Raw genomic sequence first — 26,051 nt, forward strand, 5'->3', positions numbered from 1 at the left:
TTTCAGGGATTGAAACTGGGCTTTTCAAGGGAGCGATCGCCACAAACGATGGTTGAAATGCCTTATAATCCCTTTCAGGGATTGAAACTCCATAGCCATAACTGCGTTTTTTCCCAATTCCTTGTTGAAATGCCTTATAATCCCTTTCAGGGATTGAAACGCAATAAATCTCCAGTATTGGGATCTACGAGTTTCCCTTCGTTGAAATGCCTTATAATCCCTTTCAGGGATTGAAACATTCAATTTGATAAATCCCCTGTAGAGAAAAATATGTTGAAATGCCTTATAATCCCTTTCAGGGATTGAAACCATCTTAAGCGGTAAGACGATCTGAACTGTTCTAGTTGAAATGCCTTATAATCCCTTTCAGGGATTGAAACCCATTTTTAGAGGGATCAAATTGTGGTCTAGGATGTTGAAATGCCTTATAATCCCTTTCAGGGATTGAAACAATGAAAAAGTGCGTCAAAATCCGTCAACAACGAATGGTTGAAATGCCTTATAATCCCTTTCAGGGATTGAAACACATTTGATTTGTCTCCTAATTGTTGTTAATTGAGTTGAAATGCCTTATAATCCCTTTCAGGGATTGAAACGAATTGGGATAATAATTCGATTCCTGAAAAAATCGTTGAAATGCCTTATAATCCCTTTCAGGGATTGAAACGTAGGCGGAAATTGATTTACAAACGTGGCTGAACTGGTGTTGAAATGCCTTATAATCCCTTTCAGGGATTGAAACCTCGATTTGACTGGCATCAATGCCGAAATACAGCAGGAGTTGAAATGCCTTATAATCCCTTTCAGGGATTGAAACAGGATGATTATGGCGATGATCGACCTTTTGGAGGTTGAAATGCCTTATAATCCCTTTCAGGGATTGAAACGGTAGATACCACCCTGCCCGCTAATCAGGAAGTGATTGTTGAAATGCCTTATAATCCCTTTCAGGGATTGAAACTCCATTTGTTGAATATTGAACATACAATAAGACGTTGAAATGCCTTATAATCCCTTTCAGGGATTGAAACGAGCAGTATTCTTTTGTAGTAATATAGTCATTAATGGTTGAAATGCCTTATAATCCCTTTCAGGGATTGAAACATAATCGCAATTAACTTCCCATTCCCAGCCGGGGGCGTGGGTGTTGAAATGCCTTATAATCCCTTTCAGGGATTGAAACATTTCCAGGTTTAGGAAACAGCCAGAAGTATTACCCCTGTGCCCTGTTCCCTGTTCCCTCCTTAAGCAATATTAGGCGGAATTTTACGCGATTTTAACTGACGCCGTTGTTGATAGTCCTGTAAATAAACCTGAATTAACTCTTGGATTTCACTACGTTTAATTTCCGTAGCCGACTGAAAATTATTCGGCGTTTCAAAAAAGCATAAACTATCCGGCATTTCTAAAACAACCATTTGAAATAAAATATGGGTCACAGGTAAAGGAATCGCTAAAACCCGAGAATCCGCATCAGGATTCGTATAACTCAAAGCATCTTCTAAGGTAGAAAAAGCATAAATCACTCGTTTTTTAATCTGCGGTTGATCTACATTAATAAACGGTTGCACCACCCAACTTTGGTCTAAAGTTTGTAAAATATAATATTCGGGATGTTCTAATTGTTCCGCTAATAATTTTAACGCTGGAGCGATCGCTTCCACAATTTGAGGAGTGGTTCCATCTTGAGGCGCGTGATCAATTAAAGACTGAATTTGTGGGTCTAAATTCATAGGTTTAAAAAAAATAAATATCAAGAATATTAACAGGGGTACGGGCGGGTTCTTTTAGATCTTTGTGAATCACCTCAATCTCGATGAACCCGCCCCTACAAAAAATGATCCGGAAATCCAAGCTAACTCACAGAATCACTGTGTTAGGGTCATTGTAGTAACTAGACATCATGGGGGAAATCTGCTGGGGCGAAACCATTTTCCAAAAGCTATTGAGAGAACTGAGTCTATCCACCCGTGCATCTGAACAAAATTGTCGGGATGTCGCCGAACGAATTACCGAAGAAGCCACCCGCATTTGTACAGAAAGCAAACGGATTCAAGATTCCGGGGATGTAGAAACCTGGGCAATGACACTAGCCCAACATCGTTTACAGCAATGTATTCAATATTATCAGCTAGGGTCAAAACAAGGGTCTTTAGAATTACATAGTACCTTGAGCGCGATTGTTTATCGATATATTACTCCTCCTCAAGTCCAATCCAGTTATCAAGCTCGATTGGAATTAATCAGGGATTTTTTACAAGCCTTTTATTTAGAAACCCTCAATGCCTTTCGCAAAGAAGCACAGTTACCTGCGACTTACCGTCCTCGAACCCTGTTAGAACTAGCGGAATATCTGGCATTTACGGAACGCTACGGTAAACGGCGAATTCCTTTAGCCCGAGGTCGGAGTCAACAATTGATTATTTTAAGAGCGCAAACCTTCTCTCAACAACAGCCTAAAGAAAGTTTTGTCGATTTAGAATTAGCCGCCCAGGGCGGAGGGAGTGAATCAGACACGAGTAATCATGATTCCTCCCTCGGACAAGTTCGGGCTGCTATGGTCATCGAGTCCAACGAATCAGAGTCCGACTCTCTCAGGGAAACTGTAGTAGGAGAACTGATTGCTTATTTAGAAGAACACAAACAAAAAGATTGTGCTGACTATTTTGTCTTGCGGTTACAGGATTTACCAACCCGTGAAATTGAGGAAATTCTCGGATTAACGCCTCGTCAGCGCGATTATTTACAGCAACGATTTAAGTACCATCTACTGCGATTTGCTTTAAGCCACCGTTGGGAATTAGTTCACCAATGGTTAGAAGCAGATTTAGAACGGGATTTAGGGTTATTACCCCATCAATGGCAAGAATTCTTAAATCAAATCGGTGCAAATCAGCAGCGTTTATTAAGTTTAAAACAGCAGGGATTACCCGAGGTCGAAATTGCTAAGATTTTAAATTGCAAAACTGCTCAGATTCAAAAACGCTGGTTTAAGTTGTTAGAATTGGCTTGGGAAATCAGGAATCATTCGGTATCCGGAGCAGGGGCATCTAGTGATGAATAACGAAACAAACCAAGACGAGCAAGGGTTTGAACGCCGATTTTTTGACAGGTTGTTACAACAACACTGGTATGGGCGGGACACCCCCGTCCATACCTCTGATTCGGCTGAGGAGGGATTAAACCCCCATACACAGCCCGATCAGATTTCTGAGGTGGAAAACCTAGAATGGGATGAATTCGCTCCCCTCGCTCCCCAGGAGCAGGTTTTCCGCCCGGAAATTCAATATTCACCCGTAGGAGAGATAGAAATTGTGAAAAACCGATTTGAGACCGTGTTAAGAGAAAAACTTAGAGCCAGGATTGAAATGAACCCACCCCTGTTTCCGTGGGAACCGATCGGCACTGACTTACTGAATGAGTACCCCGACGTATTTAGAGAAGAACAGGTTCCTGCTACTCATTTGTGGATGGCTCACCGACAACAATTGAGATGGTCGATGCCCCTACCCGATCAGGTTTTTGCCCAGTTACTGGCTCCTGTATTTACCCTGCTAAAATCTGGCCTACAAGAAGGAGCTAAATTAGTTCAGGCGGTGGAAACTTTATTTCCCAACGAGTCCCAACCCTTAAATGAATTAGCGGGTTTAGTAATTCGAGGATCTTTAAGGGGATCTTTAGATTTAAGGGAGTCCCAACCCCGTTATGAAACGGCTACCCTCGAACAACAAATGGTGTTGTTATTGTTAGCCACTCAGGAACTTCTGCATACTTTAACCCTCAATTGTCATTTGAATCAATCGACGGTTCATCAGGAATGGTTAACAACTTTAGGGCCATTTACCGTTGATGTAGACTATGTGGAAACTGAGTCTGGTACAATCTTAAAAATCTGGGGCAGACTTCCCGATGGCGGACGGTTACAACTCTTAGGAAATGACAGATCAGTAACGAAAAAACGTAATTCCCCCGGATGTTTACCCCTGGAATTGATTAACCCTGAACCGAACCAGATTTATCAACTTCACGTTTTATTGGATAGTGAGGAGCAGAATCCCCTCTGTTTTGCTATTTGTCCCCAACCGCGGGTTGGGTTGGAAGTTTAGGTTAGATTGAGTTAGAGTAGGGTGGAACTTTGAACCCCCCTAGCCGAGCAAGCCGAAACGATGACAAATTCAATCCCTGTGATTAGTCAATTATGGCGACGGATTGAAGCCATGCCCAAGCCCATACCAGAAGATTCCCTTGGGTTGCGGGTATTGGTACAGTTATTAGTGATTGCCGGGATTATTGCCACGGACGTTGCTATTGAAGAACCCCTGAATTTATGGGCAATTCCGGTCAGCATGGTTGGCGCAACTTGGAGTTGGTTTCGTCGTTACCATCGCAATGTGCCTGTTAAATTTTGTATTGCTATTGGGATGTTAGTTGCCCTCGCTGCATTTTTTGGGCGACTGTTTGGGGAAATGAATGATACACGGTTGGCGTTAGCGAGATTATTAATAGAATTACAGGTTTTACACAGTTTTGATTTACCCCGGCGGAAAGATTTAGGCTATTCGATGGTGATTGGATTAATTTTGATGGGAGTAGCGGGAACTCTCAGTCAAACCCTGGCTTTTGGGCCTGTGGTTTTAGTATTTTTGGCTTTAGCTTTACCAACATTAATTTTAGATTATCGCTCTCGTTTGGGATTGGGGGAGATTCAATTTAACGCCAAAAAAACGCCCCAAGCTCCAGGAAGCGGGGTCAATTTTAAGTCTTTAGGAATTATTTTTTTAGTGGTTGTTGGGTTGGGATTAACTATTTTTATGGTTCTCCCTCGGTTTCCCAGCTATCAGTTAAGAACTTTTCCGGTCAGTTCTCCGATTGATATGCCCCCCGGACAATTTGATGGACAACGAATTTTAAATCCGGGTTATGTGTCTTCGGGAAATAATAATAATAATAATTCGGGTGCAGGTGGCACCGGATTAAATCAGGAAACGGGGGCAGGGACTCTCAATGATACCTTCTATTATGGATTTAATACCAAAATTAATCAGAATTTACGGGGAAATTTAAAACCCCAAGAAGTATTAAGGGTGCGATCGCAAGCCAGGGGATTTTGGCGGGTGGTAGCTTTTGACCAATATACCGGACAGGGATGGGAAATTTCTCGAAATAATAGAACCATGACTTTAAGACGTCCCCGTTGGTCGTATGAATTTAATCTTTTTCCGCCCATCACTAATGCAAAAACTCAGGAAGTGATTCAAAGTTATACCGTACTTCAACAACTTCCGAGTTTAATTCCGGCGATGAATAAACCGAAAGAAGTCTATTTCCCGACGGAGGAAATTGCTATTGATCCCGATGGGAATTTGCGATCGCCTTTAGAATTACGAGAGGGGATGACCTATACGGTGGTTTCTCAAGTTCCCCTGCGCAATCGGGCGCAGTTACAAGCCGCTTCTAAAAACTATCCTGAAGGAATCAAAAAATACTATTTACAAGTTCCCGATCAAATTCAAGAAAAAGTCAGAAAAAAAACCGAAGAAATTCTTGCCAGTGTGCATCAGGTCGCCCAGAACAAAAAACCCTTAGATTCCGATTATGAAAAAGCCTTATATTTAGCCCAGTATCTCAAACAAAACCCCAATTATAAACTACAAGAAGAACCGCCGTTTTTAAGAAAAAATGAAGACTTAGTAGAAGCCTTTCTCTTTGGGTATCAAGACAGTCCCGCCGGAAAAAAAATTACCGGAGGCTACCCCGATCATTTTTCTACGGTTTTAACTATGATGTTACGTTCAATTGGGATTCCGGCCCGTCTGGTGGCCGGGTTTAACCCCGGGGAATTTAATCCCTTTACAGGATTATATGTGGTTAAAAATACCGATGCTTTTGCGATGACGGAGGTATATTTTCCCGAATATGGCTGGTTTGCCTTTAACCCCATTCCGGGGATGGATTTAATTCCTCCCTCAGTGGAAGAAGATCAAACCTTTAGTGCCTTAAAAGCCTTTTGGGATTGGGTGGCGGGTTGGCTCCCTTCTCCACTTGCCAATGGATTACAAGCGATTTTAGGCCGTTTAATTTTAGGGATATTCCAAGTAATTCGCTGGTTTTTTAGTCTCTTTACCCAAGGATGGTTAGGGATTTTTAGCGGATTAATTGTCACAACAATTATGGCATTTTTCGGCTGGTTAAGTTGGGATATTTGGCGAGGTTGGCGCTATCGTCGCTGGTTAGCCAAGTTACCCCCGGAAGAAAGTCTCTATCAACAACTTTTACAGGTTTTAGCGAGTAAAGGATACCCCAAATCTCCTACCCAAACCCCTTTAGAATATGTGTCTTGGTTACACCAATATCACTCGATTTCCGAAGTTGAAGTAATTGATGAAATCTCCCAGGCTTATATCAGTTGGCGCTATGGCGGAAAGTCGGTGAATCTCAAACAAATGCGACAATTATTAATCAATTTAAAATCATCCCATTGGAAACGCTTGAAACAGCGAAAATGGACATAATACACAAAACTGTATTTTTGTCAAGCTCGACTCTGGGGTTCTGGATCTAGCCTCTGAAAAATTTGTACAACAGATTGGGTAAGATTCAGGGCTGTAGTATTAGGATTACACGAAAGATAGGGTTTTTTCACCCCTATTTTTTGAATAAGCCAAACTTCCCCAGACTATTTTTTTTGTATTATAGCACCAAACCCCGGAATTTCGTCAATAGTTGCGAATGGAAGTCAATAACCTCTTGACAAAATTAGCCGAAAAAAATGATTTTAATTTTAAAATTTAAAACTATAACCAATTAAGGATAATTTAAACTTATAATTAGCTATTTTGTAGAGATGGACGGCTGAATTTTAATTGCGCCCCCCAACTGTTAACAAATTTTAAGAAAATTTACATTAAATCGGAAAAGGTTGACAACAGCATAAACTGAACTGTGATTGCAAATCTGGGGTTTTTGGCTAGGGGAGTAGCCCGTTTTTCCATTGAGCTAGGGGACTGAAGTAGAAGTTCTTAAGATGGTAAAATACAGTCTGCTAGTCGATTCGCCTGAAAATATCAAATTCTTGTAAATGCTGTTTATGTCAGTTGGGAGAAAAGCGTTGATGAAACGATTAAGTCGCCTGTTGGCTTTGTTGGTTTTGATAGTCGGTTGCTTCGCATGGACTGGAGATCAAAATGTTTTAGCTGCAAACGTCAATGTAATGCAGTATGGGTTGATTTCCCCGATCTTAGCAACGGAAGCCCCTCGGAAAAATCGGGTTGACGAGAAAATGGCCACCGTTCGCAATAAATTGGACTTAAATAATAGCGACCTGCGAGATTTTCGTCAATATAAAGGAATGTTTCCGAAATTAGGGTCAGTCATTATTAAGAATGCTCCCTATAATTCCGTGGAAGATGTATTGAAAATTTCTGGTTTGACAGAAAAACAAAAGGAAATTCTGCAAAAGAATTTAGATAACTTTACCGTAACGCCTCCAGAATCCGTATTTATTGAAGGCGACCAACGGTTAAATGTTGGGGCTTACGACTAGACCATTTGGTGGGATTTAGTGTAGAGACGTGCCAAGTGCGAAGCGATGCCCTTAGGCGATTGGCGCGTCCCTGCCCCATGAATGAATTTAGGGCTTGCATCCTTTGATTCTCAGGTCAGAATGCTAGGATTATGCCAATAGACTTAAAAATCTAACATAATCCTTAAAGTTAGTCTAATCTGTTGAAATCCGTCTGGACTTGAAACCAACCCTTGATTCTGGCACTGACCCATGACCTCCATTGATCTTTCCCTCCCGTCCGAGTTTCCCCTAACCTTTGATGTATTGGTAGTGGGAACCGGAGCCGCTGGATTATATACCGCCCTTTGTTTACCCGAACATTTGAGCATTGGCTTAGTCAGTAAAGATGTTTTGCCCCTGTCCGCGAGTGATTGGGCCCAGGGAGGCATTGCGGCAGCGATTTCAACCGATGACTCTCCCAGTCTGCATTTGGAAGATACCTTAAAAGCGGGAGCCGGATTATGTGAACGGTCGGCGGTAGAATTTTTGGTTAATCACGCCCCCGAGTGTATTCAGCGTTTAGTAGAATTAGGCGTGGCCTTTGACCGCCATCAAAGCCAGTTAGCCCTAACCTTAGAAGCCGCCCACTCCCGTCACCGCGTTCTACACGCCGCCGACACAACCGGACGGGCAGTGATCACAACCCTGACAGAACGAGTTTTAGAAAGACCGAATATTAAAATTATTTCCCCCGCCTTTGCCCTGGATTTATGGATGGATGCCTCGGGTCAACGGTGTCAGGGAGTCAGCCTAATTCATAACAGCCATATTTGTTGGGTGAAAGCCAAGGCCGTTGTCCTGGCAACGGGGGGAGGAGGTCAAGTCTTTGCTCACACGACCAACCCCGGTGTGAGTACGGGGGACGGGGTGGCGATGGCTTGGAGAGCGGGAGCATTACTCCGAGATTTAGAGTTTTTCCAATTTCACCCCACGGCCCTAACCCAACCCGGGGCTCCTCGATTTTTAATTAGTGAGGCGGTGCGAGGAGAAGGAGCCCACCTAATTGATTCCCAGGGACACAGATTTGTATTTGATTATGACGAGCGGGGAGAATTAGCCCCCAGAGATATTGTAAGTCGGGCGATTTTTAGCCATTTACAAAAATTACGGCAAATTGCAGGAGCCAATAGTGAACGGGTTTGGTTAGATTTACGCTCAATTCCAGCCGAGAAAATCCAGTATCGGTTTCCGAATATTATTCAGGTTTGCCAACAATGGGGGGTTGATATTCTCCATGAGCCCATTCCTGTCACTCCCGCCGCCCATTATTGGATGGGAGGTATTGTTACCAATACCCAAAGTCAAACGTCTATCCCTGGACTTTATGCCGTCGGTGAAACTGCAAGTACGGGAGTTCACGGGGCAAACCGTTTAGCGAGTAATTCTTTGCTAGAATGTTTAGTATTCGGCGCCCAAATGGCATCGATTGAAGATCTCGGTTTTACTGAAACTGAATCGGGTGGGGTGGGGTCTGCTCCCGTACCTAACTCAGTATCACCCGCCACCCAATGGGAAGAACAATATGCTACCATTAAAACAATTCGATCACAGTTACCCGATGTTCTTTGGCGTAGTGCGGGTATCTGTCGCCAGTCCGATCATTTGCAGGAGGGATTAATGCAAGTAAGAGCATGGTCTGAAGAATTTTTAGCCCTACCTATCAGCCAATTTTTATCGACTCTACATCCCAATTTTTCGGCTGAACTGGAAATACAAAAAATCGCCCACAGCGACTTGAAACAGTGGGGAGAAACCCATAACTTACTGAGTATTGGGGAGTTGATTTTGAAGAGTGCAGCGTTTCGTCTCGAAAGTCGTGGGGGGCATTTTCGACAAGACTACCCACAGTCAGACCCAAACTGGCAAGTTCATACCTTAATTCAAGAAAACCGCATCTGGAAATCTCCGCCTGTTTTAGATTAGGTTCGAGAACCTGAACCGTCTCCAGCCGGGGGTTTTCCCGTGTCGGGAGGAACATATTCACAGATTAAATGCGAGGTGTCAAGCTGTTTATACAGCTGAGTGAAACTGACCTGGACAGCTGCCTCGAACCTTACCCCCAAGGTGAAAATTAGGGCTATACTTAAGGGCAAACAGTTGACCCATGGGATTGTTTTTTTTAATGTTAGGCTAGAAACCATAATCGTTTTACCCCCTAATTAAACCTCGAATTCTTCAACCAGGGCAGCCAACGATAACAAAACTGCCTTTGTAGTTCAAGTATATCAACTATATTCCGTAATTACACTGAGTTCTCAGGAAAAATTATTGACAACTTCTCTGATCCTCTTGATGACTTGCAGTCTGGTCTATAATTAATAATCGTTATGTTTTGGAAAAAATATTTTTATCAAAAGTGGGAGTCAGAAGACCCGCACCAGTAACAGATTTAATTTTACTGCTAATTGTTTTTAGGATTCTGGCTTTAACAACCCCTAGCTTGGGAAGTTTTACGCCGTTTTCTTTGATTGAGCAACTTTCGGGATAACAAATTGATTGTTTTTTGTGTTTGCTAAAGAAAGTTAGCCCGTCAACTTGGGGAAGTTTCATCCCGATATTGGAATCCTCGGCGTTCATGTTGTTAAATTCAGCCCTGATAATACATCGCAACCGTTAAGTTCTGCAACAGAATCTTGGATTGTATTGATAATTATGTAACTCTGAATACAGAAATAATTTTATTGATCAGGTTCAGACTCCTAGAACTTGAGCATCAACGGTTGACAAGGGACAAAAAATTATGAAACTTAATCTCAAACAAGCGGATACAGGGATTCAACCCCAATGGCAACCTATTGTTGGGTATACCTCGGAATTTAATCCCTCTACCTGGGTACAGATGCGGGAAAAACCCAATCCCTATAGCCATGATCAAGCGTTGCTCCTATGCCAAGTGACTGAGGATGAGTGGGTGGCTTGGGTTCCTGACCACGGTGAGATGGTATTATATTGCCATCAATTCTTTCGCTCTTAACCCTTGATCTGGGATACAGTACAAAAAAGAACGTTATCCCATTAAGAGCGTTATGACCGTTTTGGAATCTCCCGGTAAGTCTTCAATTCAATATTCTGAACGCACTTTAAAACGGGCAGAACGGGCAATCCGGTGTTCTCCCTTTCAACTGCTACTGTTCCAAACGATCCGGTTTAACAGTGTCAGTCTGACTGTAATTGCAGGGGAGTCTGGGGTCAGTTGTGCCTATACCCGTGTGGCTCTAACGGAACTAGCCGCAGAAAATACCCTGTTATGGCTGATTCAGGTGGGGGTACTGCGTCGAGAAGTTGATGGTCAGGGGATTACGGATAGTTTTCGCCTCACTCCCCTGGGGCGACAATTAATCGACCAATGGGAAAGTCAAAATCAGGGCATACCCCAACCTTCTGTGTGCGATCGCTCTATCAATACCCTCAATCGTTGGTTGCGATTTGCCTTTTAAAAAAACAAAAACCGGGGTATGCTTTAAAACAGCACTCCACAGTCAGATAGAAGTGAATCCTATCTGACTGTGGGGTGTCCAAAAATTAGAGCCTCTAAATTGATCAAAATTTAAGATTGATGGAGCAAATGGCAGGAAGAAAGCCCGTGATTAGTAATTTGATCTTCCTTAAAATTGCTGGGATAGTGAAAAATATCCATTAATCGAGGTTCATCCGTAGCAAACTGAATATCAACGGAAAAACTTTGTTCCAAAGTTTCAGGATCTAGTTTTAAATTGGCTTGAATTCTAACCTGACCCGGAATCCAATCCTTAGAACCCAGGGGAAGTAAATAACCGCTCATCCCCTCGAAGGGAAACATTAATTGAACACTACGCATATCAAAGCAAAAATCATTATGTTTAGCAGGAGAAAAAGTCAAATTAAAAAAGTCTCCATAATTAATGATATGCTCCTCCAACTGTAGGGCAATTAATTCTTTTAATCGTGAAATGGTGAAGGCATCTTTACCTAACTTAACAATATAATCATTTTCGGTTAAGCTAAAAAACTCACGGTTCATAGTATGGATTCCTTGTGGCTATTGGTACTGGCTGCACCCTAATACCCTAATTCAAAAACTCAGTGGCAATCAATTCCTATTGTCTAATGGCAATAAAAATTAATCGTAGCTAAAACCCGGAAAACATGGGGGGTAATACCCATACTCCCTAAATCGATACAATGGGTTTAACACCAATTCAAATGACACTCATGAAACGAATTCTGGGACTAACAACGCTAATCAGTATGGTCTTGGTATCCTCAACATCGGCCGAACAACCTTTATATGTTGCCTATCCGCCGCCAGATCACAAAACCACCTCTGACCGTATTTTTTTGATTGGAACAGCAACACCCGATGGAGAAGTTTCGATTAATGGTCAAGTGGTTCCCCGAAGCCAAGCTGGTCACTTTGCACCCACATTTCCATTGCAACTTGGGGAAAACAATTTCATTTTACGCTACAAAGATCAAAAAATCAAACTTAATATTACTCGAATTTCCACTGAAGCGAGCCCTGGGAATAATGTCAGCTTTTTAAAGGATTCATTGACTCCCTCTGAGAATCTGGCTATCCTCCCCGGGGAGTTAATTTGTTTTAGTGCGATCGCCCCAGAAAAATCAACGGTTTCTGTTGAATTAGCCGGACAAATCCTATCTTTATCCCCCCAGTCCCAGAGCTTAGAATTACCCGATAACAAAGCGGTTTTAACTGGAACCAATCAACCGATAAAATCTGATACAGTAAAATATCAAGGATGTGGGAAAATCGCCGAGAATTTGCCATTTTCCGATCCCCAAAAATCCTTAGATTTAGGTCAAGCAAAATATCAATTAACCCTGAATAATCAAACCATTACCCAACGGGCAACGGGGAAAATTTCTATTCTCTCTCCGACTCAATTTGAAGTGGCTGAAGTCATCGTCGATGAAGGCGTAGCCCGCACTGGCCCGAGTAGCGATCATTCCCGTTTAACTCCTTTACCCAAGGGAACCCGTGCCACCATTATCGGACGACAAGGAGATTATTTACGTCTTGATTATGGGGGCTGGATTAAAGCCAATGAAACCCGGATAACCACCGAGTCAGTCCCGCCGAATTCCTTAATTAGAAGTGCTAGTTCTCGTCAAGTTGGGGATTGGTTAGAGGTTTCTTTTCCTCTACAAGTGGCAGTTCCCATCACCGTTAAACAAGAAGATCAGAGTTTAACCTTAACCCTCCATAACACAACGGCAAAAACCGATACGATTCGGTTTAATGATAATCCTTTAATTTCGCGTATGGATTGGCAACCGATTTTATCTCCCCTGGGAGAATCACAAAATGCGGTGCAATATACATTTCATTTTAAAACCAAACAACAATGGGGTTATAAACTCCGTTATGATGGCACAACTTTAGTTTTATCTCTGAAAAATCCCCCACACCTCCAATCAAATTTACCCTTATCGGGGTTAAAAATTTTAATTGATCCCGGTCATGGCAGCCCCAATGATTTAGGGTCAAAAGGGCCGACAGGATATCCTGAAAAAGATGTCAATTTAGTAGTTTCTAAACTATTAGAAACCGAACTAATTAAACGCGGTGCATCGGTATTTATGACCCGCAACGGCGATGAAGATTTGTACCCTCAAGATCGGGTAAAAATGATTAATCAACAGGAACCGGATTTATCCCTTTCTATTCATTATAATGCCTTACCCGATAATGGAGATGCCATCAAAACCAAAGGAGTAAGTACCTTTTGGTATAACCCTCAAGCCCACGATTTAGCCGTCTTTTTACATGAATATTTAGTGAATAAACTTAACCGTCCTTCCTATGGCGTATTTTGGAATAATTTGGCATTGACTCGTCCTACGGTTGCCCCATCTTTGTTATTAGAATTGGGATTTATGATTAATCCCGAAGAATTTGAATGGATTGTTAATCCCCAAGAACAACAAAAACTAGCAATAACCTTAGCCGATGGCATCGTAGAATGGGTTAGTAAAACTCAATAGAATAGGGAATGGGGAATGGGGAATGGGGAATGGGGAATGGGGAATGGGGAATGGGGAATGGGGAATGGGTAGTAGGTGGGTGCAAAGAAACTTTACTCTATTGGGGTGAGATTTGGAACGTAATTTATCCGATTTGATGAACCGGAATTTCCACAATAAATTCTGTCCCTTCTTCGGGTAAAGGCTGACATTCAATCATTCCCTTATGTTTTTCCACTACAATTTGATAACTGATCGATAACCCTAATCCCGTGCCTTTACCCGCAGGTTTAGTGGTAAAAAATGGGTCAAAAACCCGATTTTTAACTGATTCAGGAATGCCATGACCATTATCTTGAATAATAATTCTAACCCTTTCTATCGGTTGTTCTTGGCTCGGTGGCACTAACTGGGTTTGAATTGAAATGGCTAAATATCTAGTGTCTAAAGACTCCTTAGACAAGGATTCCAATTCATCAATAGCATTACTAATAATATTCATAAACACTTGATTCAATTGGGCTGCATAGCACTCCACTTTAGGAAGTTTCCCATATTTCTTAATAATCTCAATCGTCGGACGATCGGGTTTAGATTTTAAGCGATGTTGTAGAATTAATAGGGTGCTATCAATCCCCTCATGAATATCAACCGCTTTCACCTCAGACTCATCTAAACGGGAGAAATTTCTTAAAGATAAAACTAACTGCCGAATCCGGTCAGCACCAACTTTCATCGAAGATAAAATCTTGGGGAGATCCTCTTGAATAAACTCAAATTCTATTTCTTCAATTTTATCTTCAATCTCCTCAGAAATATCAGGATACTGTTTTTGATATAATTGAACTAACTCTAATAAATCTCTGGTGTAGTCCGTAGCATAACTCAGATTTCCATAAATAAAATTAACAGGGTTATTAATTTCATGCGCGACTCCAGCCACTAGCTGCCCTAAACTCGACATCTTTTCACTTTGTACCAACTGACTTTGGGTTTGTTGTAAATCTTGAGCTAATTCCTCCGCTTTTTTTTGAATCCCTGCATAGAGTTCTGCTTGGAGTAAAGCGACTCCGAATTGAGTCCCAATTTGAGCTAGTAACTTAATTTCTTCCTCTTGCCAATGACGGGGATAGGAATTTTGATAAGCTGCGAGTAATCCCCAAAGGGATTGTCCTTGTAAAATTGGAACAATGATATAGGATCTAGCCTGTAATTGTTCAAGTAATTGAATATGACAAGGATTATGTCCGGCGGTATAAATATCATCAACGGCATAGGTTTTATTATCTCGATACCGTCCTCCTAAAGTTTCTTGTAAATAGGTATCTTGAATCATGGGAACCGTATCTAGTAACGAGTTCCATCCTTCCGTCACAGACTCAGCCACAAAATAACCCGACCAATCGGAACTAAAGCGATAAACCACAACTCGCTCGGCATTTAAAAACGCTCTAACTTCGGCGGCAGTAGTATTAAAAACAGTAGAAATATCTAAAGAATTTCTAATTTTTTCAATAACTTGATATAACAATTTTTGCTGTTCATTGGCTTTTTGTCTTTCAGTTAACTGCGCTACTGTTTTTGCCTGTTCTTGTACCTGTTCAATATAATCAATTTGTTGTAAAGCAACTTCTAAATTTTGAGCAATTTGACTGACAAATTCTATTTCTTCGGGTTGCCAATGGCGAGGATAATCACATTGATGAATACACAGTAAACCCCAAAGATTTTGGGATTTAAGCAGAGGAACAACTAAGTTAGCTCGAATTTGAAACTGGGCTAAAATTTGATGATGACACTCTTGTAAATTAGCCTGATAAATGTCAGGAATCGCATTAATTTTACCCTGTTGATACAGATTATAAAACTGATCCGAAAAACAATGATCTTCTACTTTTTGAGCTAAAGCCGAATTAAATCCCGCAACTACATCTTCGGAGATAAATTCTCCTTCCCCATATCCCGAATTGGGATTAAAGCGAAAAACACCTACTCGATCCGCATTTAAAAGCTGTCTAACCTCTGTTACAGTAGCTTGAAAAAGCTGATTAAGATTTAATGTTTCTCGAATTCGACTAATCACCCTGGTTAATGTTTTTCGTTGTTCTAATTCTTGGGATATTGCTTGACCTAACTCCCGTTGCCCAATTGCGGTTCCTAGATGTTGAGCAATTTCTGTAACAAATTCAATTTCATCGGGTTGCCAATCTCGGCGTTGGTGACAATCATACACCCATAAACATCCCCATAATTGTTGATTTTTATATAAACAAACCCCTAATTTTGCTCTAACTTGATAATCCCTCATCCATTGGAACATTAAGGGATTAAATCCGCTATAATAAATATCTGAGATTACTAGGGGTTGATGATTTTGTGCGGTGGGATTAAAACCCAATAATTCTTCTGTTTTGATCTCAAAATTCAACAAGGATCTAAACTCAGGTAATACTGTTTCAGCAATATATTTTCCTTTGATATTTTCAGTATCCCTATACCATTTTACAATTGCCACCCGATCAACTTTGAGATATTGCTGGAGTTGTTCCGTCGTATTTTTTAACAGGGTTTCCAGGTCTAAACATTGATTGATTTGCCCAATTATTTTTGATATGGATTTGTAACGCTGAGATTGCAATTGAGCTTGAATTAAGAGAGAATTTGAAGTGTCTTGTAGTTGCCTTAAATGGGTAACATCTTCGACAAAAATATCCTCGCTATTGTCAGCAAGATCCTGTAAATCTTCCCAACTCGTCAAACTAGATAATTCTAGTTCATAAGGTAAGAGTTTCAGGTTTAAAATTCCCTGCAATTGGGCAAAGGTACTGTCATTTAGACAGCATTTTCGTAATTGCTCCCATTGATGCTGATTTACGATCATATACAAGTGCCTAATACTATCAGTTTGCCAACCTATCTACAGTATAAAACATCACTTATAATCTTGGATATGAATTTTACCGTTTACGAATCGAGAGCCACATCAGGTAAAGATTGTCTCAAAGGAATTTCTATTCTAAATTCCGTTCCTATTCCCCAGTGAGAGAGGCATTGGAGCGATCCCTGATGTTTTTCAACAATGATTTGATAACTAATTGATAACCCTAATCCCGTCCCCTGACCCACAGGTTTTGTGGTAAAAAACGGATCAAAGATATGGGGAAGTAAGGCATTAGGAACACCCGTACCATTGTCAATGATCGAGATCACAATTTTAGGTGCTGCTGTAATTTCATCCCTCAAGGCTGTACGGATTTCTAAAGAGGGTTGTGTCTGTTCTGGATAGGACGGCGACTGATTTGCTCCCTGCACTTGTAATCCTAACGCATCTAGGGCATTACTAAGAAGATTCATAAATACTTGATTGAGTAAGCTGGCGTAACATTCCACGGGGGGAAGGTCGCCATACTGTCGTTTCACTTGAATGGATGGAGAGGTCGTGTCTGAATCAATATTCAGGCGATGTTGTAACAGCAATAATGTACTTTCAATTCCTTCATGAATATCAACAAATTTTAAATCCGCTTGATCTAGTCGGGCAAAATTGCGTAAAGAGAGAACTAATTGACGAATGCGATCGGCCCCACTTTGCATCGATTCCACAATTTTAGGTAAATCTTGGGTAATAAAATCCAACTCAATGGTGCTAATATATTTAACAATTTCCGGTTGAGGACAGGGATAATGGTGTTGATAAAGTTGAATTAGAGTTAATAAATTTTGGCTATATTCACTGGCATAGATTAAGTTGCCAAAGATAAAATTAATCGGATTATTGATTTCATGGGCAACTCCCGCGACTAACCGCCCCAAACTTAACATTTTTTCCGTTTGAATTAGTTGACTTTGGGTTTTTTGTAACTCATTTAAAGTTTGGGTGAGTTGTTCCGCTTTCGCCTGTTCATTTTGGGCGGATTTTAGACTTTGTTGATACAATTCCGTTTGATAAATGGCGATCGCTGCTTGATCTGCTAATTGTTGTAAAATATCTAATTCCTCAACTTCCCAATTGCGAGTCTGGGTACATTCATGGGCAATTAATAATCCCCACAATTTAGACTCTTGATTAATCGGCACAATTAAATTTGCCTTCACGCACAAACTTTCTAAAAATTCTTGATGACAAAGGGCTAAATTTTCCTTATAAACATCGGAAATAGCCCGCATTCTTCCTTCTCGATAAAGATCCGCCATCTCCTTGGGAAAACAATCATCGGGTGTTTTAATCCCCAAAATCGAGCCAATTGATTTCCGTCGATCTTCAAATACAACTTCTCCCGCCTGTCCACTAATCAGTTGATAAATCACCACCCGATCCGTATCTAATAAAACTCTAACTTCCCGCACTAAACAAGATAAAGTGGCGTTTAAATCCAGCGTCCGACGAATTTGATCGGTAATTCGTTCTAGGGTTTTAGCAAAATCTAAGGAGCGTTGAAGTTGAGAGGTTCTTTCCGCAATTTGCTGCTCTAAATTAATATTTAAAATTTGAACTTCTTGATATAATCGATATTGTTGAATCGCCATCGCAAATTTACGACTTAATGCTGTGGCTAAAGTTAACTCCTCTTCTGTCCAAGGTTGAGCTTGTCCCTGTTTAGACTCTCGCCAAATTTCAAAAGACTGCCGGGGCATCATCTGTTTAATACTCGGATCAAATTCTCCCGCCCACAAAGTTTCTGTATCAATTTCTTCCCGAAAAATGGTCAGTACCCCTAATAATTGCTGACGAGATTGAATCGGTAAAACTAATAATCCTCGGATTAATGTGGACTGAAAGGCTGAGATTAAAACCCGCCATTGATATTCCTTATAAACATCGGTGATCACCCAAGGAGATAAGGATTGATTCGGTATACCTGAATGATGGGAGGGCGTTTCATAACCTTGACTTAACCAATGTTGCCACAGGGGATGTTCCTCTAAAATACCTGAAGCACTACCCATAGGAGCATGGGGCTGTTTACCCGCCGTGAACACCTCCACCGGACTCAGGGAATAGGCCGGAACATAGAGCCGTCCCCCCACTCCAGCCAGGGCTTTAACGGTGGCTTCTAATGCCTCTTGTAGTTCAATCGTCGGGCGTTCATGGAGTAGAGAAGCAATACTATTGATGGTGGCTTCCTGTTGGGCTTTTTGTTGAGTTTGGCTTAATAAATTAGTCTGGGTGATCGCAATTGCCAATTGATCCACTAATAACTGGATCACTTGGATATCTGTTTCAGCAAGGGTTTGGGGTTCGGCGTGGTGAGAAACTAATAATCCCCAGAGTAGCGGAGTTTCACCGACTAGGTTATTGGGGGAGTTGAGCAAAATCGGAATCGCCAGGGAAGACTCTACCCCCATCGCGGTTAAATAGGCTTGGTGGCAAGGATCAAGGCTGCGATAGTCTATCCCTGATGGGGTTTGGGCTTCTCCCGAGTCGTTGCTAATCCCAAATTTTCCCTCACCGACATTGATAATGGTGCGTTGACGCAGGGAACAAAACATTTCCCGAGCATGGGGGGGAATATCATCGACGGGAAAATGTAATCCCAACAAGGAGGGAAGGCGATCGCGATCGCGATCGCGAGATTCGGCCACCACTTCCCCACTACCATCGGGACTAAATTGATAAATCATAATCCGATCCGTTCCCAAAAATGAACGAATTTCGGCAACGGTGGCGGTTAAAATTCCCGGTAATTCCAGGGATTGACGAATACGGTTCGTCATCCGATGTAGTAAGACCTGTTGATCCAATTTAGATTGAAGTTGTTGTGTATTATCCAACCGATTCATAATAATATCCTAATCAGTTATTAGTTATCAGTTATCAGTTATTAGTTATCTTAGCCCGAAATTTATTTCCGAGCTTTTGGCGTTAAGTTGACACTGATGGAGGAGATCTCGTCCCTACTTATTTTCTTCTTTGATAAATGATAACCAATGACTAATAGCTGATAAATGATAACTGATAAATGATAACTGATAACTGATTAAAAGGGCATTAATTGTTTAATGGCTTTACTGGCAATATCTCCGTAGCGCAGTTGACCACAGAAAATTTTACTCATAATCTTTGTGGCGGCGGGCATTTTTACTCCAGCCTTATAAGCAACTTTCGGAAAACGATAGAATGCACCGCCTAGACGTCCGGCCCAGACCATATCTGCGCCCCATTCATCTTTCATGACTTGGGTGTAGCCTTCTAAAGCATTACCGACACCGCCTAAGGCTTGATCAATCGCCTCTGCGGCTTTAACTCCACTCAGGATTGAAGGACGAATGCCCTCGGCTGATAATGGATCAACTAAACTGGCTGCTTCTCCGGCAATTAGAGCATTTTGGGTATGTAAAGTTTTATCTCCATCCCAGAGACACAGAGGATGGTCATAAATAGTTGCACTGCCTAAACTCGCTTTACTGGCATAATCCAGTAAGTCCTGCTTCAGATTTTTAGGTTCTCCCCCGATAAAAGTAGCAATACTCAAGGAGTAACCATCGGCCTTGGGGAATCCCCAAATACTACCATTTTTTACCATGCCAAATTCAAAACTGGGTAATAACGGTTGATCCGTTACCACTTCCATAAATTGACTTTGACGCAGTTTAGACTGTTTCAGTCCTAACCATTTTGCCATTGAACCTTTAGCCCCATCAGCCCCAATTAAATATTTAGCGGTTAGGGGTTCAGTGGTGGTATTCACTTGCCAACGATCGCTTTTAAATTCAATCCCGGTAACTTCTGTATTGTCCTGGAGTTGCGCCCCCTGACCCTTAGCCTGTTGGATGAGAAATTGATCAAATACATCCCGTCGCACCATCCACATCGGAACGGGAATATCGGATTCTACCGCATCATTTAATTGCCAGGTATAGCGAATTCGTTCCACCGTTGTCGAAATTGCCGGGCTAAAATCAAAATCAAACCATTGGGCGATCGCCGGAGAAACTCCCCCTCCACAGGGTTTTAAGCGGGGAAAAGTTTCTCTTTCCAGAATTAAAACCGAACGTCCGCGTTTGGCTAAATGATAGGCTGCTGCTCCTCCGGCTGGGCCAGCACCAACAATAATACAGTCAAATATTGTTGTCATAAGAACTACTAATTAGTTATCAGTTATCAGAGTTATCAGCCAAGAGTGTATTGATTCACCTATGAACTCTTGTACTGATAATTGTTGACTATTGCCTATTTTTGATGGTTTTTTCGCTTAAGGATGAAGCGGGGATTAACTGTTAATAACAAATCCCCAACTTCAACTCTCACCCTGGTGTTAAACAGTGGTGATGTCTTTTTCTTTGACCGCCAAGGCTTCATCGATTTTAGCGATGTACTTGTCTGTTAGTTTCTGAACGGAATCTTGTAAATCAGCAGATTCATCTTTTGAGAATTCACTACTTTTTTCCTGTTTCCGAATCGAATCAATTGCATCCCGACGAATATTTCTGACGGCGACTTTGCCATCTTCGGCCAATTTAGCCACTTGTTTGACTAATTCTTTTCGGCGATCGCTGGTTAAAGGGGGGATATTCAGACGGATCACAGAACCGTCATTATTCGGTGTTAACCCAATATCCGACATCAAAATCGCTTTCTCAATAATATTCAGGGTGTTGCGATCAAACGGCTGAATGGCAATGGTGGTGGAGTCGGGGGTGCTAATGTTCGCCAATGCTTTTAAGTGCATTTGACTCCCGTAATATTCCACGATGATTCGATCTAATAAACTGGTATTTGCTCGTCCAGTCCGAATAGTATTGAAGGAGCGCTGAGCCGCCTCCAATGCTTTAACCATGTGATCTTCAACTTCAGCTAACTTCACACAAACCTCCAACTAAGGTTCCAACAGGTTCACCACTCACCGCCCGGCTGATATTTCCCCGCACAGTGAGATCAAATACAATAATCGGGATATTATTTTCTTTGCACAGCGCGATCGCTGTACTATCCATCACCCGTAAATCATGGGTGAGAACGTAGCTGTATGTCAATGTTTGGTAGCGTTTGGCGTCCGGGTTATGTTTCGGATCGCTATCATAGATGCCGTCTACCTTGGTCGCTTTGAAAATCACTTCCGCATCAATCTCCGCCGCCCTTAACGCTGCGGTGGTGTCCGTGGTGAAAAAAGGATTTCCCGAACCCGCCCCAAAAATCACCACCCGATTGAGTTCTAGGTGGCGAATGGCTTTGCGTCTAATATAGGGTTCAGCGATTTCCTGCATGGCGATCGCCGTTTGTACCCGGGTTGGAACCCCAATTTGTTCTAAGGCATCTTGTAAGGTAATGGAATTCATCACCGTAGCAATCATACCGACATAATCGGCTGTGGCTCGATCCATGCCCCCGGCGGCGGCCTTCACCCCCCGAAAAATGTTACCGCCCCCGACCACAATGGCGACTTGTACTCCTTGATTTACCACTTCGGCGACTTCTTGAGCGATCTCTTGAACCACCGATGGATCAATGCCATAGCCCAAATCTCCCATCAGGGCTTCGCCACTTAATTTGAGTAAAATGCGTTTGTACGCTGTTCCCATCTATACCCCCATAGCCTTTGTATTCATCAAGATCGCCAATTTTCGTGAACGGATTAGGTTTATCGTTACCCGTCGCTTAGACCTCGGGGTTATCATATCAGGATATATTCAGTCATCAGTCATCAAGTATCCGCATTATCAGTTATAAATTTACCTCTATTGTTTCAGTTTTTTGGATTTAGATCCAATTAAGACCTGAGATATTTGTCTATGGTTTTCCGAGCTATCAATGTCTCCATTTAATCGAGCAACCGATCGCATCGGTGCATTCGGTCGTAATCGGTTCGTGGTTCAGGAGTTGGGCGATCGCATTTTTTAAATAGGGAACAGTGACATTTTCAGCCAGTTGGGGACTATCATCAATTAAGCCCTGATAGCGCACAATTCCTGACCGATCTAATAAAAACGTTTCCGGGGTGTTAGTTGCCCCAAAACAATGGGCTACATCCTGGGTAATATCTCGAATATAAGGAAAATTCAATCCCTGTTCTCTAGCAAAGATTTTCATATTCTCAAAACTATCATCGGGGTATTGAGTGGCATCATTGGCATTAATACCAACTAAAATTACACCCTGTTCCTGATAGTCTTGTTGTAACTGTTTCAGGCGATGTAAGTATGAATGAACATAGGGACAATGGTTACACATAAAAATCACGACAACGGCTCTATATTCTTCTAAATAACGAGCCAAATGGTGAACTTCATCATCAATTCCTGGTAATTCAAAATCTGGAGCATATCGATTAATTAAAGTACCTTGCATAGTTAATATTTTCACCTGATTCAACCTGTCTATTTCATTTATTTTTATTTTTAACCCTCAATTCTTCTTCTAACCTTTGACTAATCTTTTCACTGACCAATTGATTCCCAGAGGGACTCAAATGAATATGATCTCGATACAGAGTTTCGGGTTGAGAAGTGGCTTTAAAGATCGGCAAAAAATCAATATAAATCCAATTTTGAGCCTGGGTGAATTCCGTCAATCGTTGACGGGCTTTAATTTCATAATCCCGGGATCCGGGTTCACCGACTTCTCGCAATAAGGGGGTCATGGCTAATATAAAGTTAGCATTATTTTGCCGAGCGATCGCTTCAATCCCTTGGATCTTCTCCAAATTATATCCCACCGGGTCAGAAGGTTGGGGTTGTTGGGCGGTCGGAATCGGTTCAGAGGGTTTTAAACGGCGATTAAACACCTCCACTAACGCTAAACGAGGTGATGTATTAGGGTAGTTGCGATCGCGTCCTACAACGCCGGGATTCGGCGGCCCAGTGAATAAATCATCGGTATTGATCAATAACACAATCACCTCTGACCCAAACAGTCCAAACCGTTGTAAATAGGCCAGTTGGTTCGGTGGCCCCCAGGAATTAGCCGACACATTCAGGACTTCCCCCTGCCCCTGACGACCTAGCTGTTGGCCAATCAACGCCGACAGAGTTTGAGATTGGTCTGTCCACCATCCCCCATTCACCAAAGAATCCCCTAACAACATCACCCGCCGCGTTCCAGAAATGGGAAGGGGAGTAATAGAGGCACTTCGCATTGAATATTGATTAATTTCAATCTGGTTGCCATAACGACGGGTTTTCTGGTTTGGGGCTAATAAATAACCGATGTCCGAGTCCCCCAAATACAAGACGGGAGAGCCCAGCCCAAAACGCAGACGCAACCCAATCTCCACCACCATCAAAACAACGAGCAATATTTCCAACAGGACTAGAACAATTTTCATCAGTAATCAGTGATCAGTTATCAGTGTAGAGATTTACCTGAGCGCGTCTGTACGAGTTAAAAGTTAATCGACTATTCAATTCTTTACTGATAACTGATAACTGATTACTGGTAACTGGTAATATGATAGACTGCTGATTATAGTCTATCACCTAATCAGTAAACACCTAATCAGTACAACAGAAGACTGTTAATTCTTGCACTGATAACTGATAACTGATAACTGATAACTGTATAATGTAATGTCTTTATTCATTTTCAGACTACCCATGCTCTGCCTTAGCCTTGGGCATAGAGGTGAGGCTGTAAAACTTTGGTGGTCGTAGGTAAATCTGTGGACTTAGATCAAATCTTTAAAACTCCCAATCCTATTATCGGTGTTGTACATCTGTTGCCCCTACCGACTTCTCCCCGTTGGGGAGGAAATCTCAAAACGGTTATTGACCGCGCTGAACAAGAGGCAACAGCCCTGGCTTCGGGCGGGGTCAACGGCATCATCGTCGAGAATTTTTTTGATGCTCCCTTTGCTAAGGATCAAGTTGATCCGGCCGTTGTCAGCGCCATGACCCTGATTGTGCAGCGGATTATGAACTTAGTGACACTGCCAATTGGGATTAATGTACTGCGTAACGACGCTCACAGTTCCTTAGCCATTGCCGCCTGTACGGGGGCTAAATTTATCCGCGTTAATGTCTTGAATGGCGTTATGGCCACAGATCAAGGGATTATCGAAGGTCACGCCCATGAGATCCTGCGCTATCGGCGAGAATTAGGCAGTGATGTCAAAATTCTAGCCGATGTTTTGGTCAAACATGGTCGTCCCTTGGGATCTCCTAACCTGACAACGGCTGTCCAAGAAACGATTGAGCGGGCCTTGGCCGATGGGGTAATTCTGTCCGGTTGGTCTACGGGCAGTCCCCCCAGTTTAGAAGATTTAGAACTAGCCCGGGCGGCGGCGATGGGAACTCCTGTCTTTATCGGCAGTGGTGCCAGTTGGGAAAATGTGGGAACCTTAATCCAAGCAGCCGATGGGGTGATTGTGTCCAGTTCCCTAAAACGCCATGGACAGATTCATCAACCGATTGATCCCAGTCGGGTCAGTCAGTTTGTAGAAACAACCCGCCGGAACTTGAATCAGTTATCAGTGATCAGTCATCAGTTATCGGTGATTAGTCAAAGCAAGAAATAATCAGTGAAATAGCGAGTTGATTGTCTTGACTCCTAACTGTTCACTCTTACACTGATAACTGATAACTGTTTACCGATAACTGATTTATGGGACGTTCTACCCCTTGGATTCATCACTGGTCACGGCCGATTATTGTGGCGATCGCTCTAATCGGTGTGATCGAAAATGTCTATTTAACCAGTATTAAACTCCTGGGTGGGACGGCGGTTTGTCCCACTTCTGGCTGTGAAGAAGTTCTCAATAGTCCTTATGCGACGGTCTTGGGTTTACCCTTAACTCTATTTGGGTTTTTGGCCTATACGACGGTTTTGCTGTTAGCTATTGCTCCTTTGGTTTTTAACCCTACGACCCAAAAAGCCCGTCGCCAAGCGGTGGAAACTCAGACGAGGTTTCTTCTATTTCTTGTAACTACTGCCATGGTCTGTTTCAGTAGTTACTTAATGTTTCTGCTATTTTTCAGAATTCAGGCAATATGCCCCTACTGTATTGCCTCGGCTTTTTTCTGTGTGAGTCTATTTGTTATAACTTTAATAGGCACCCATTGGGAAGATCGGGGTCAACTTTGGTTATCGGGTCTTGGGGTCGGGATGATTACCGCAATTGTAGCTCTGGGTTTATACAATAGCGTTGGCGACATCAATACTCCCAACTCTTTCAGTGATAGTAGTGGTGGTAACACGGGGTTAGCGATTACTACCACATCCGGGCCAGCAGAAATCGCTTTAGCTCGTCACTTGACCCAAATTGGAGCCAAGGAATATGGAGCCTATTGGTGTCCTCACTGTTACGATCAAAAACAACTCTTTGGGAAAGAGGCGTTTGCTATAATTAATTATATTGAGTGCACTACTGACGGCAAAAATTCTCAAACCCAACTTTGCAAAAAAGCTGGTATTCAGGGTTTCCCGACTTGGGAAATAGGGGGTAAATTATACCCGGGAATCCAACCTTTAGAAAAATTAGCTGAATTATCCGACTATCAGGGGCAACGGGAGCAGGGGAAGTAAAGAGAGCAGGGGGAGCAGGGGAAGCAGGGGAGGCAGGGGAAGCAGGGGAAGCAGGGGGAGCAGGGG

The 26,051-nt window shown here is 42.3% G+C and carries 19 protein-coding genes and 1 CRISPR repeat array (1 of these 20 running past the window's edge); of the genes, 10 read left to right on the forward strand and 9 right to left on the reverse strand.

All coding sequences use genetic code 11. The features are described from left to right. A CRISPR array of direct repeats spans positions 1-1,183; the repeat unit is 37 nt; unit sequence GTTGAAATGCCTTATAATCCCTTTCAGGGATTGAAAC (it extends 4,145 nt beyond the left edge of the window). Between the two features lie 61 nt (positions 1,184-1,244). Further along, the gene (locus PL11201_RS11140) at positions 1,245-1,733 is read right to left on the reverse strand and encodes a hypothetical protein (RefSeq protein ID WP_079678703.1); all 489 of its coding nucleotides are present in this window, start codon (positions 1,731-1,733) and stop codon (positions 1,245-1,247) included. A gap of 170 nt (positions 1,734-1,903) precedes the next feature. Here PL11201_RS11140 and hetZ point away from each other — a divergent pair, with 170 nt between their 5' ends. From hetZ to PL11201_RS11185, 7 genes are all read left to right on the forward strand, one after another. Further along, the gene (gene hetZ / locus PL11201_RS11145) at positions 1,904-3,064 is read left to right on the forward strand and encodes a heterocyst differentiation protein HetZ (protein ID WP_079678705.1); all 1,161 of its coding nucleotides are present in this window, start codon (positions 1,904-1,906) and stop codon (positions 3,062-3,064) included. Further along, the gene (locus PL11201_RS11150; protein ID WP_079678707.1) at positions 3,057-4,106 is read left to right on the forward strand and encodes a hypothetical protein; all 1,050 of its coding nucleotides are present in this window, start codon (positions 3,057-3,059) and stop codon (positions 4,104-4,106) included. Before hetZ ends, PL11201_RS11150 begins: the two co-directional genes overlap by 8 nt. 60 nt (positions 4,107-4,166) lie before the next feature. Then, positions 4,167-6,512: a transglutaminase TgpA family protein gene (locus PL11201_RS11155; protein WP_079678709.1), complete on the forward strand. Its 2,346-nt coding sequence runs from the start codon at positions 4,167-4,169 to the stop codon at positions 6,510-6,512. 599 nt (positions 6,513-7,111) lie between these two features. Continuing rightward, positions 7,112-7,543 (forward strand): photosystem II complex extrinsic protein PsbU, encoded by a 432-nt coding sequence (gene psbU, locus PL11201_RS11160; RefSeq protein ID WP_079678711.1) that lies wholly within the window; start codon positions 7,112-7,114, stop codon positions 7,541-7,543. A 231-nt stretch (positions 7,544-7,774) separates the two neighbouring features. Beyond that, positions 7,775-9,487 (forward strand): L-aspartate oxidase, encoded by a 1,713-nt coding sequence (nadB, locus tag PL11201_RS11165; RefSeq protein ID WP_079678712.1) that lies wholly within the window; start codon positions 7,775-7,777, stop codon positions 9,485-9,487. Positions 9,488-10,304: 817 nt separating this feature from the next. After that, the gene (locus tag PL11201_RS11180; RefSeq protein ID WP_079678715.1) at positions 10,305-10,538 is read left to right on the forward strand and encodes a hypothetical protein; all 234 of its coding nucleotides are present in this window, start codon (positions 10,305-10,307) and stop codon (positions 10,536-10,538) included. A 52-nt stretch (positions 10,539-10,590) separates the two neighbouring features. Beyond that, positions 10,591-11,001, forward strand: coding sequence for an Npun_F0494 family protein (locus PL11201_RS11185; protein ID WP_079678717.1), 411 nt, complete (start codon positions 10,591-10,593; stop codon positions 10,999-11,001). A 110-nt stretch (positions 11,002-11,111) separates the two neighbouring features. Here PL11201_RS11185 and PL11201_RS11190 read toward each other — a convergent pair whose 3' ends face one another. Then, positions 11,112-11,564, reverse strand: coding sequence for a KGK domain-containing protein (locus PL11201_RS11190; protein WP_079678719.1), 453 nt, complete (start codon positions 11,562-11,564; stop codon positions 11,112-11,114). 191 nt (positions 11,565-11,755) lie between these two features. Here PL11201_RS11190 and PL11201_RS11195 point away from each other — a divergent pair, with 191 nt between their 5' ends. Next, entirely contained in the window at positions 11,756-13,549 is a 1,794-nt protein-coding gene (locus PL11201_RS11195) for an N-acetylmuramoyl-L-alanine amidase (protein WP_079679561.1), read from the forward strand. A gap of 124 nt (positions 13,550-13,673) precedes the next feature. Here the strand turns inward: PL11201_RS11195 and PL11201_RS11200 are convergent, their stop codons facing one another. From PL11201_RS11200 to PL11201_RS11230, 7 genes are all read right to left on the reverse strand, one after another. Then, the gene (locus tag PL11201_RS11200) at positions 13,674-16,409 is read right to left on the reverse strand and encodes a GAF domain-containing sensor histidine kinase (RefSeq protein WP_079678720.1); all 2,736 of its coding nucleotides are present in this window, start codon (positions 16,407-16,409) and stop codon (positions 13,674-13,676) included. Positions 16,410-16,492: 83 nt separating this feature from the next. After that, positions 16,493-19,309 carry a GAF domain-containing sensor histidine kinase gene (locus tag PL11201_RS11205; protein ID WP_079678722.1) on the reverse strand — a complete coding sequence of 939 codons (2,817 nt, stop codon included), beginning with the start codon at positions 19,307-19,309 and terminating at the stop codon, positions 16,493-16,495. A gap of 197 nt (positions 19,310-19,506) precedes the next feature. After that, complete coding sequence (locus PL11201_RS11210; protein ID WP_079679562.1) at positions 19,507-20,595, reverse strand: geranylgeranyl reductase family protein; 1,089 nt, start codon at positions 20,593-20,595, stop codon at positions 19,507-19,509. 189 nt (positions 20,596-20,784) lie between these two features. Beyond that, positions 20,785-21,333, reverse strand: a complete 549-nt coding sequence (gene frr / locus PL11201_RS11215) for a ribosome recycling factor (protein WP_079678724.1) — start codon at positions 21,331-21,333, stop codon at positions 20,785-20,787. Next, entirely contained in the window at positions 21,320-22,048 is a 729-nt protein-coding gene (pyrH, locus tag PL11201_RS11220) for a UMP kinase (RefSeq protein ID WP_079678726.1), read from the reverse strand. The genes frr and pyrH overlap by 14 nt, the downstream gene beginning before the upstream one ends. Before the next feature lie 226 nt (positions 22,049-22,274). Further along, positions 22,275-22,814, reverse strand: a complete 540-nt coding sequence (locus PL11201_RS11225; RefSeq protein ID WP_079678727.1) for a thioredoxin family protein — start codon at positions 22,812-22,814, stop codon at positions 22,275-22,277. Positions 22,815-22,848: 34 nt separating this feature from the next. Beyond that, positions 22,849-23,790, reverse strand: a complete 942-nt coding sequence (locus tag PL11201_RS11230) for an SGNH/GDSL hydrolase family protein (protein ID WP_079678729.1) — start codon at positions 23,788-23,790, stop codon at positions 22,849-22,851. A gap of 333 nt (positions 23,791-24,123) precedes the next feature. On the opposite strand from PL11201_RS11230, the gene btpA reads away from it, so the two are divergent. Both btpA and PL11201_RS11240 read left to right on the forward strand, forming a co-directional pair. Further along, on the forward strand, positions 24,124-24,978 hold the full coding sequence (btpA, locus tag PL11201_RS11235) for a photosystem I biogenesis protein BtpA (RefSeq protein WP_079678731.1): 855 nt from the start codon (positions 24,124-24,126) through the stop codon (positions 24,976-24,978). An 86-nt stretch (positions 24,979-25,064) separates the two neighbouring features. Next, entirely contained in the window at positions 25,065-25,985 is a 921-nt protein-coding gene (locus PL11201_RS11240; RefSeq protein ID WP_079678732.1) for a vitamin K epoxide reductase family protein, read from the forward strand. Positions 25,986-26,051 lie beyond the last annotated feature (66 nt).

Source organism: Planktothrix sp. PCC 11201, from assembly GCF_900009135.1.
GTDB lineage: Bacteria > Cyanobacteriota > Cyanobacteriia > Cyanobacteriales > Microcoleaceae > Planktothrix.

Coding starts and splice junctions, on each gene's coding strand:
- nadB (WP_079678712.1), top strand. CDS start 7,775: ATGACCTCCATTGATCTTTCCCTCCCGTCCGAGTTTCCCCTAACCTTT.
- PL11201_RS11205 (WP_079678722.1), bottom strand. CDS start 19,309: ATGAATCGGTTGGATAATACACAACAACTTCAATCTAAATTGGATCAA.
- PL11201_RS11200 (WP_079678720.1), bottom strand. CDS start 16,409: ATGATCGTAAATCAGCATCAATGGGAGCAATTACGAAAATGCTGTCTA.
- PL11201_RS11225 (WP_079678727.1), bottom strand. CDS start 22,814: ATGCAAGGTACTTTAATTAATCGATATGCTCCAGATTTTGAATTACCA.
- PL11201_RS11240 (WP_079678732.1), top strand. CDS start 25,065: ATGGGACGTTCTACCCCTTGGATTCATCACTGGTCACGGCCGATTATT.
- PL11201_RS11180 (WP_079678715.1), top strand. CDS start 10,305: ATGAAACTTAATCTCAAACAAGCGGATACAGGGATTCAACCCCAATGG.
- hetZ (WP_079678705.1), top strand. CDS start 1,904: ATGGGGGAAATCTGCTGGGGCGAAACCATTTTCCAAAAGCTATTGAGA.
- PL11201_RS11190 (WP_079678719.1), bottom strand. CDS start 11,564: ATGAACCGTGAGTTTTTTAGCTTAACCGAAAATGATTATATTGTTAAG.
- PL11201_RS11185 (WP_079678717.1), top strand. CDS start 10,591: ATGACCGTTTTGGAATCTCCCGGTAAGTCTTCAATTCAATATTCTGAA.
- psbU (WP_079678711.1), top strand. CDS start 7,112: ATGAAACGATTAAGTCGCCTGTTGGCTTTGTTGGTTTTGATAGTCGGT.
- PL11201_RS11155 (WP_079678709.1), top strand. CDS start 4,167: ATGACAAATTCAATCCCTGTGATTAGTCAATTATGGCGACGGATTGAA.
- PL11201_RS11140 (WP_079678703.1), bottom strand. CDS start 1,733: ATGAATTTAGACCCACAAATTCAGTCTTTAATTGATCACGCGCCTCAA.
- PL11201_RS11195 (WP_079679561.1), top strand. CDS start 11,756: ATGAAACGAATTCTGGGACTAACAACGCTAATCAGTATGGTCTTGGTA.
- PL11201_RS11150 (WP_079678707.1), top strand. CDS start 3,057: ATGAATAACGAAACAAACCAAGACGAGCAAGGGTTTGAACGCCGATTT.
- pyrH (WP_079678726.1), bottom strand. CDS start 22,048: ATGGGAACAGCGTACAAACGCATTTTACTCAAATTAAGTGGCGAAGCC.
- PL11201_RS11230 (WP_079678729.1), bottom strand. CDS start 23,790: ATGAAAATTGTTCTAGTCCTGTTGGAAATATTGCTCGTTGTTTTGATG.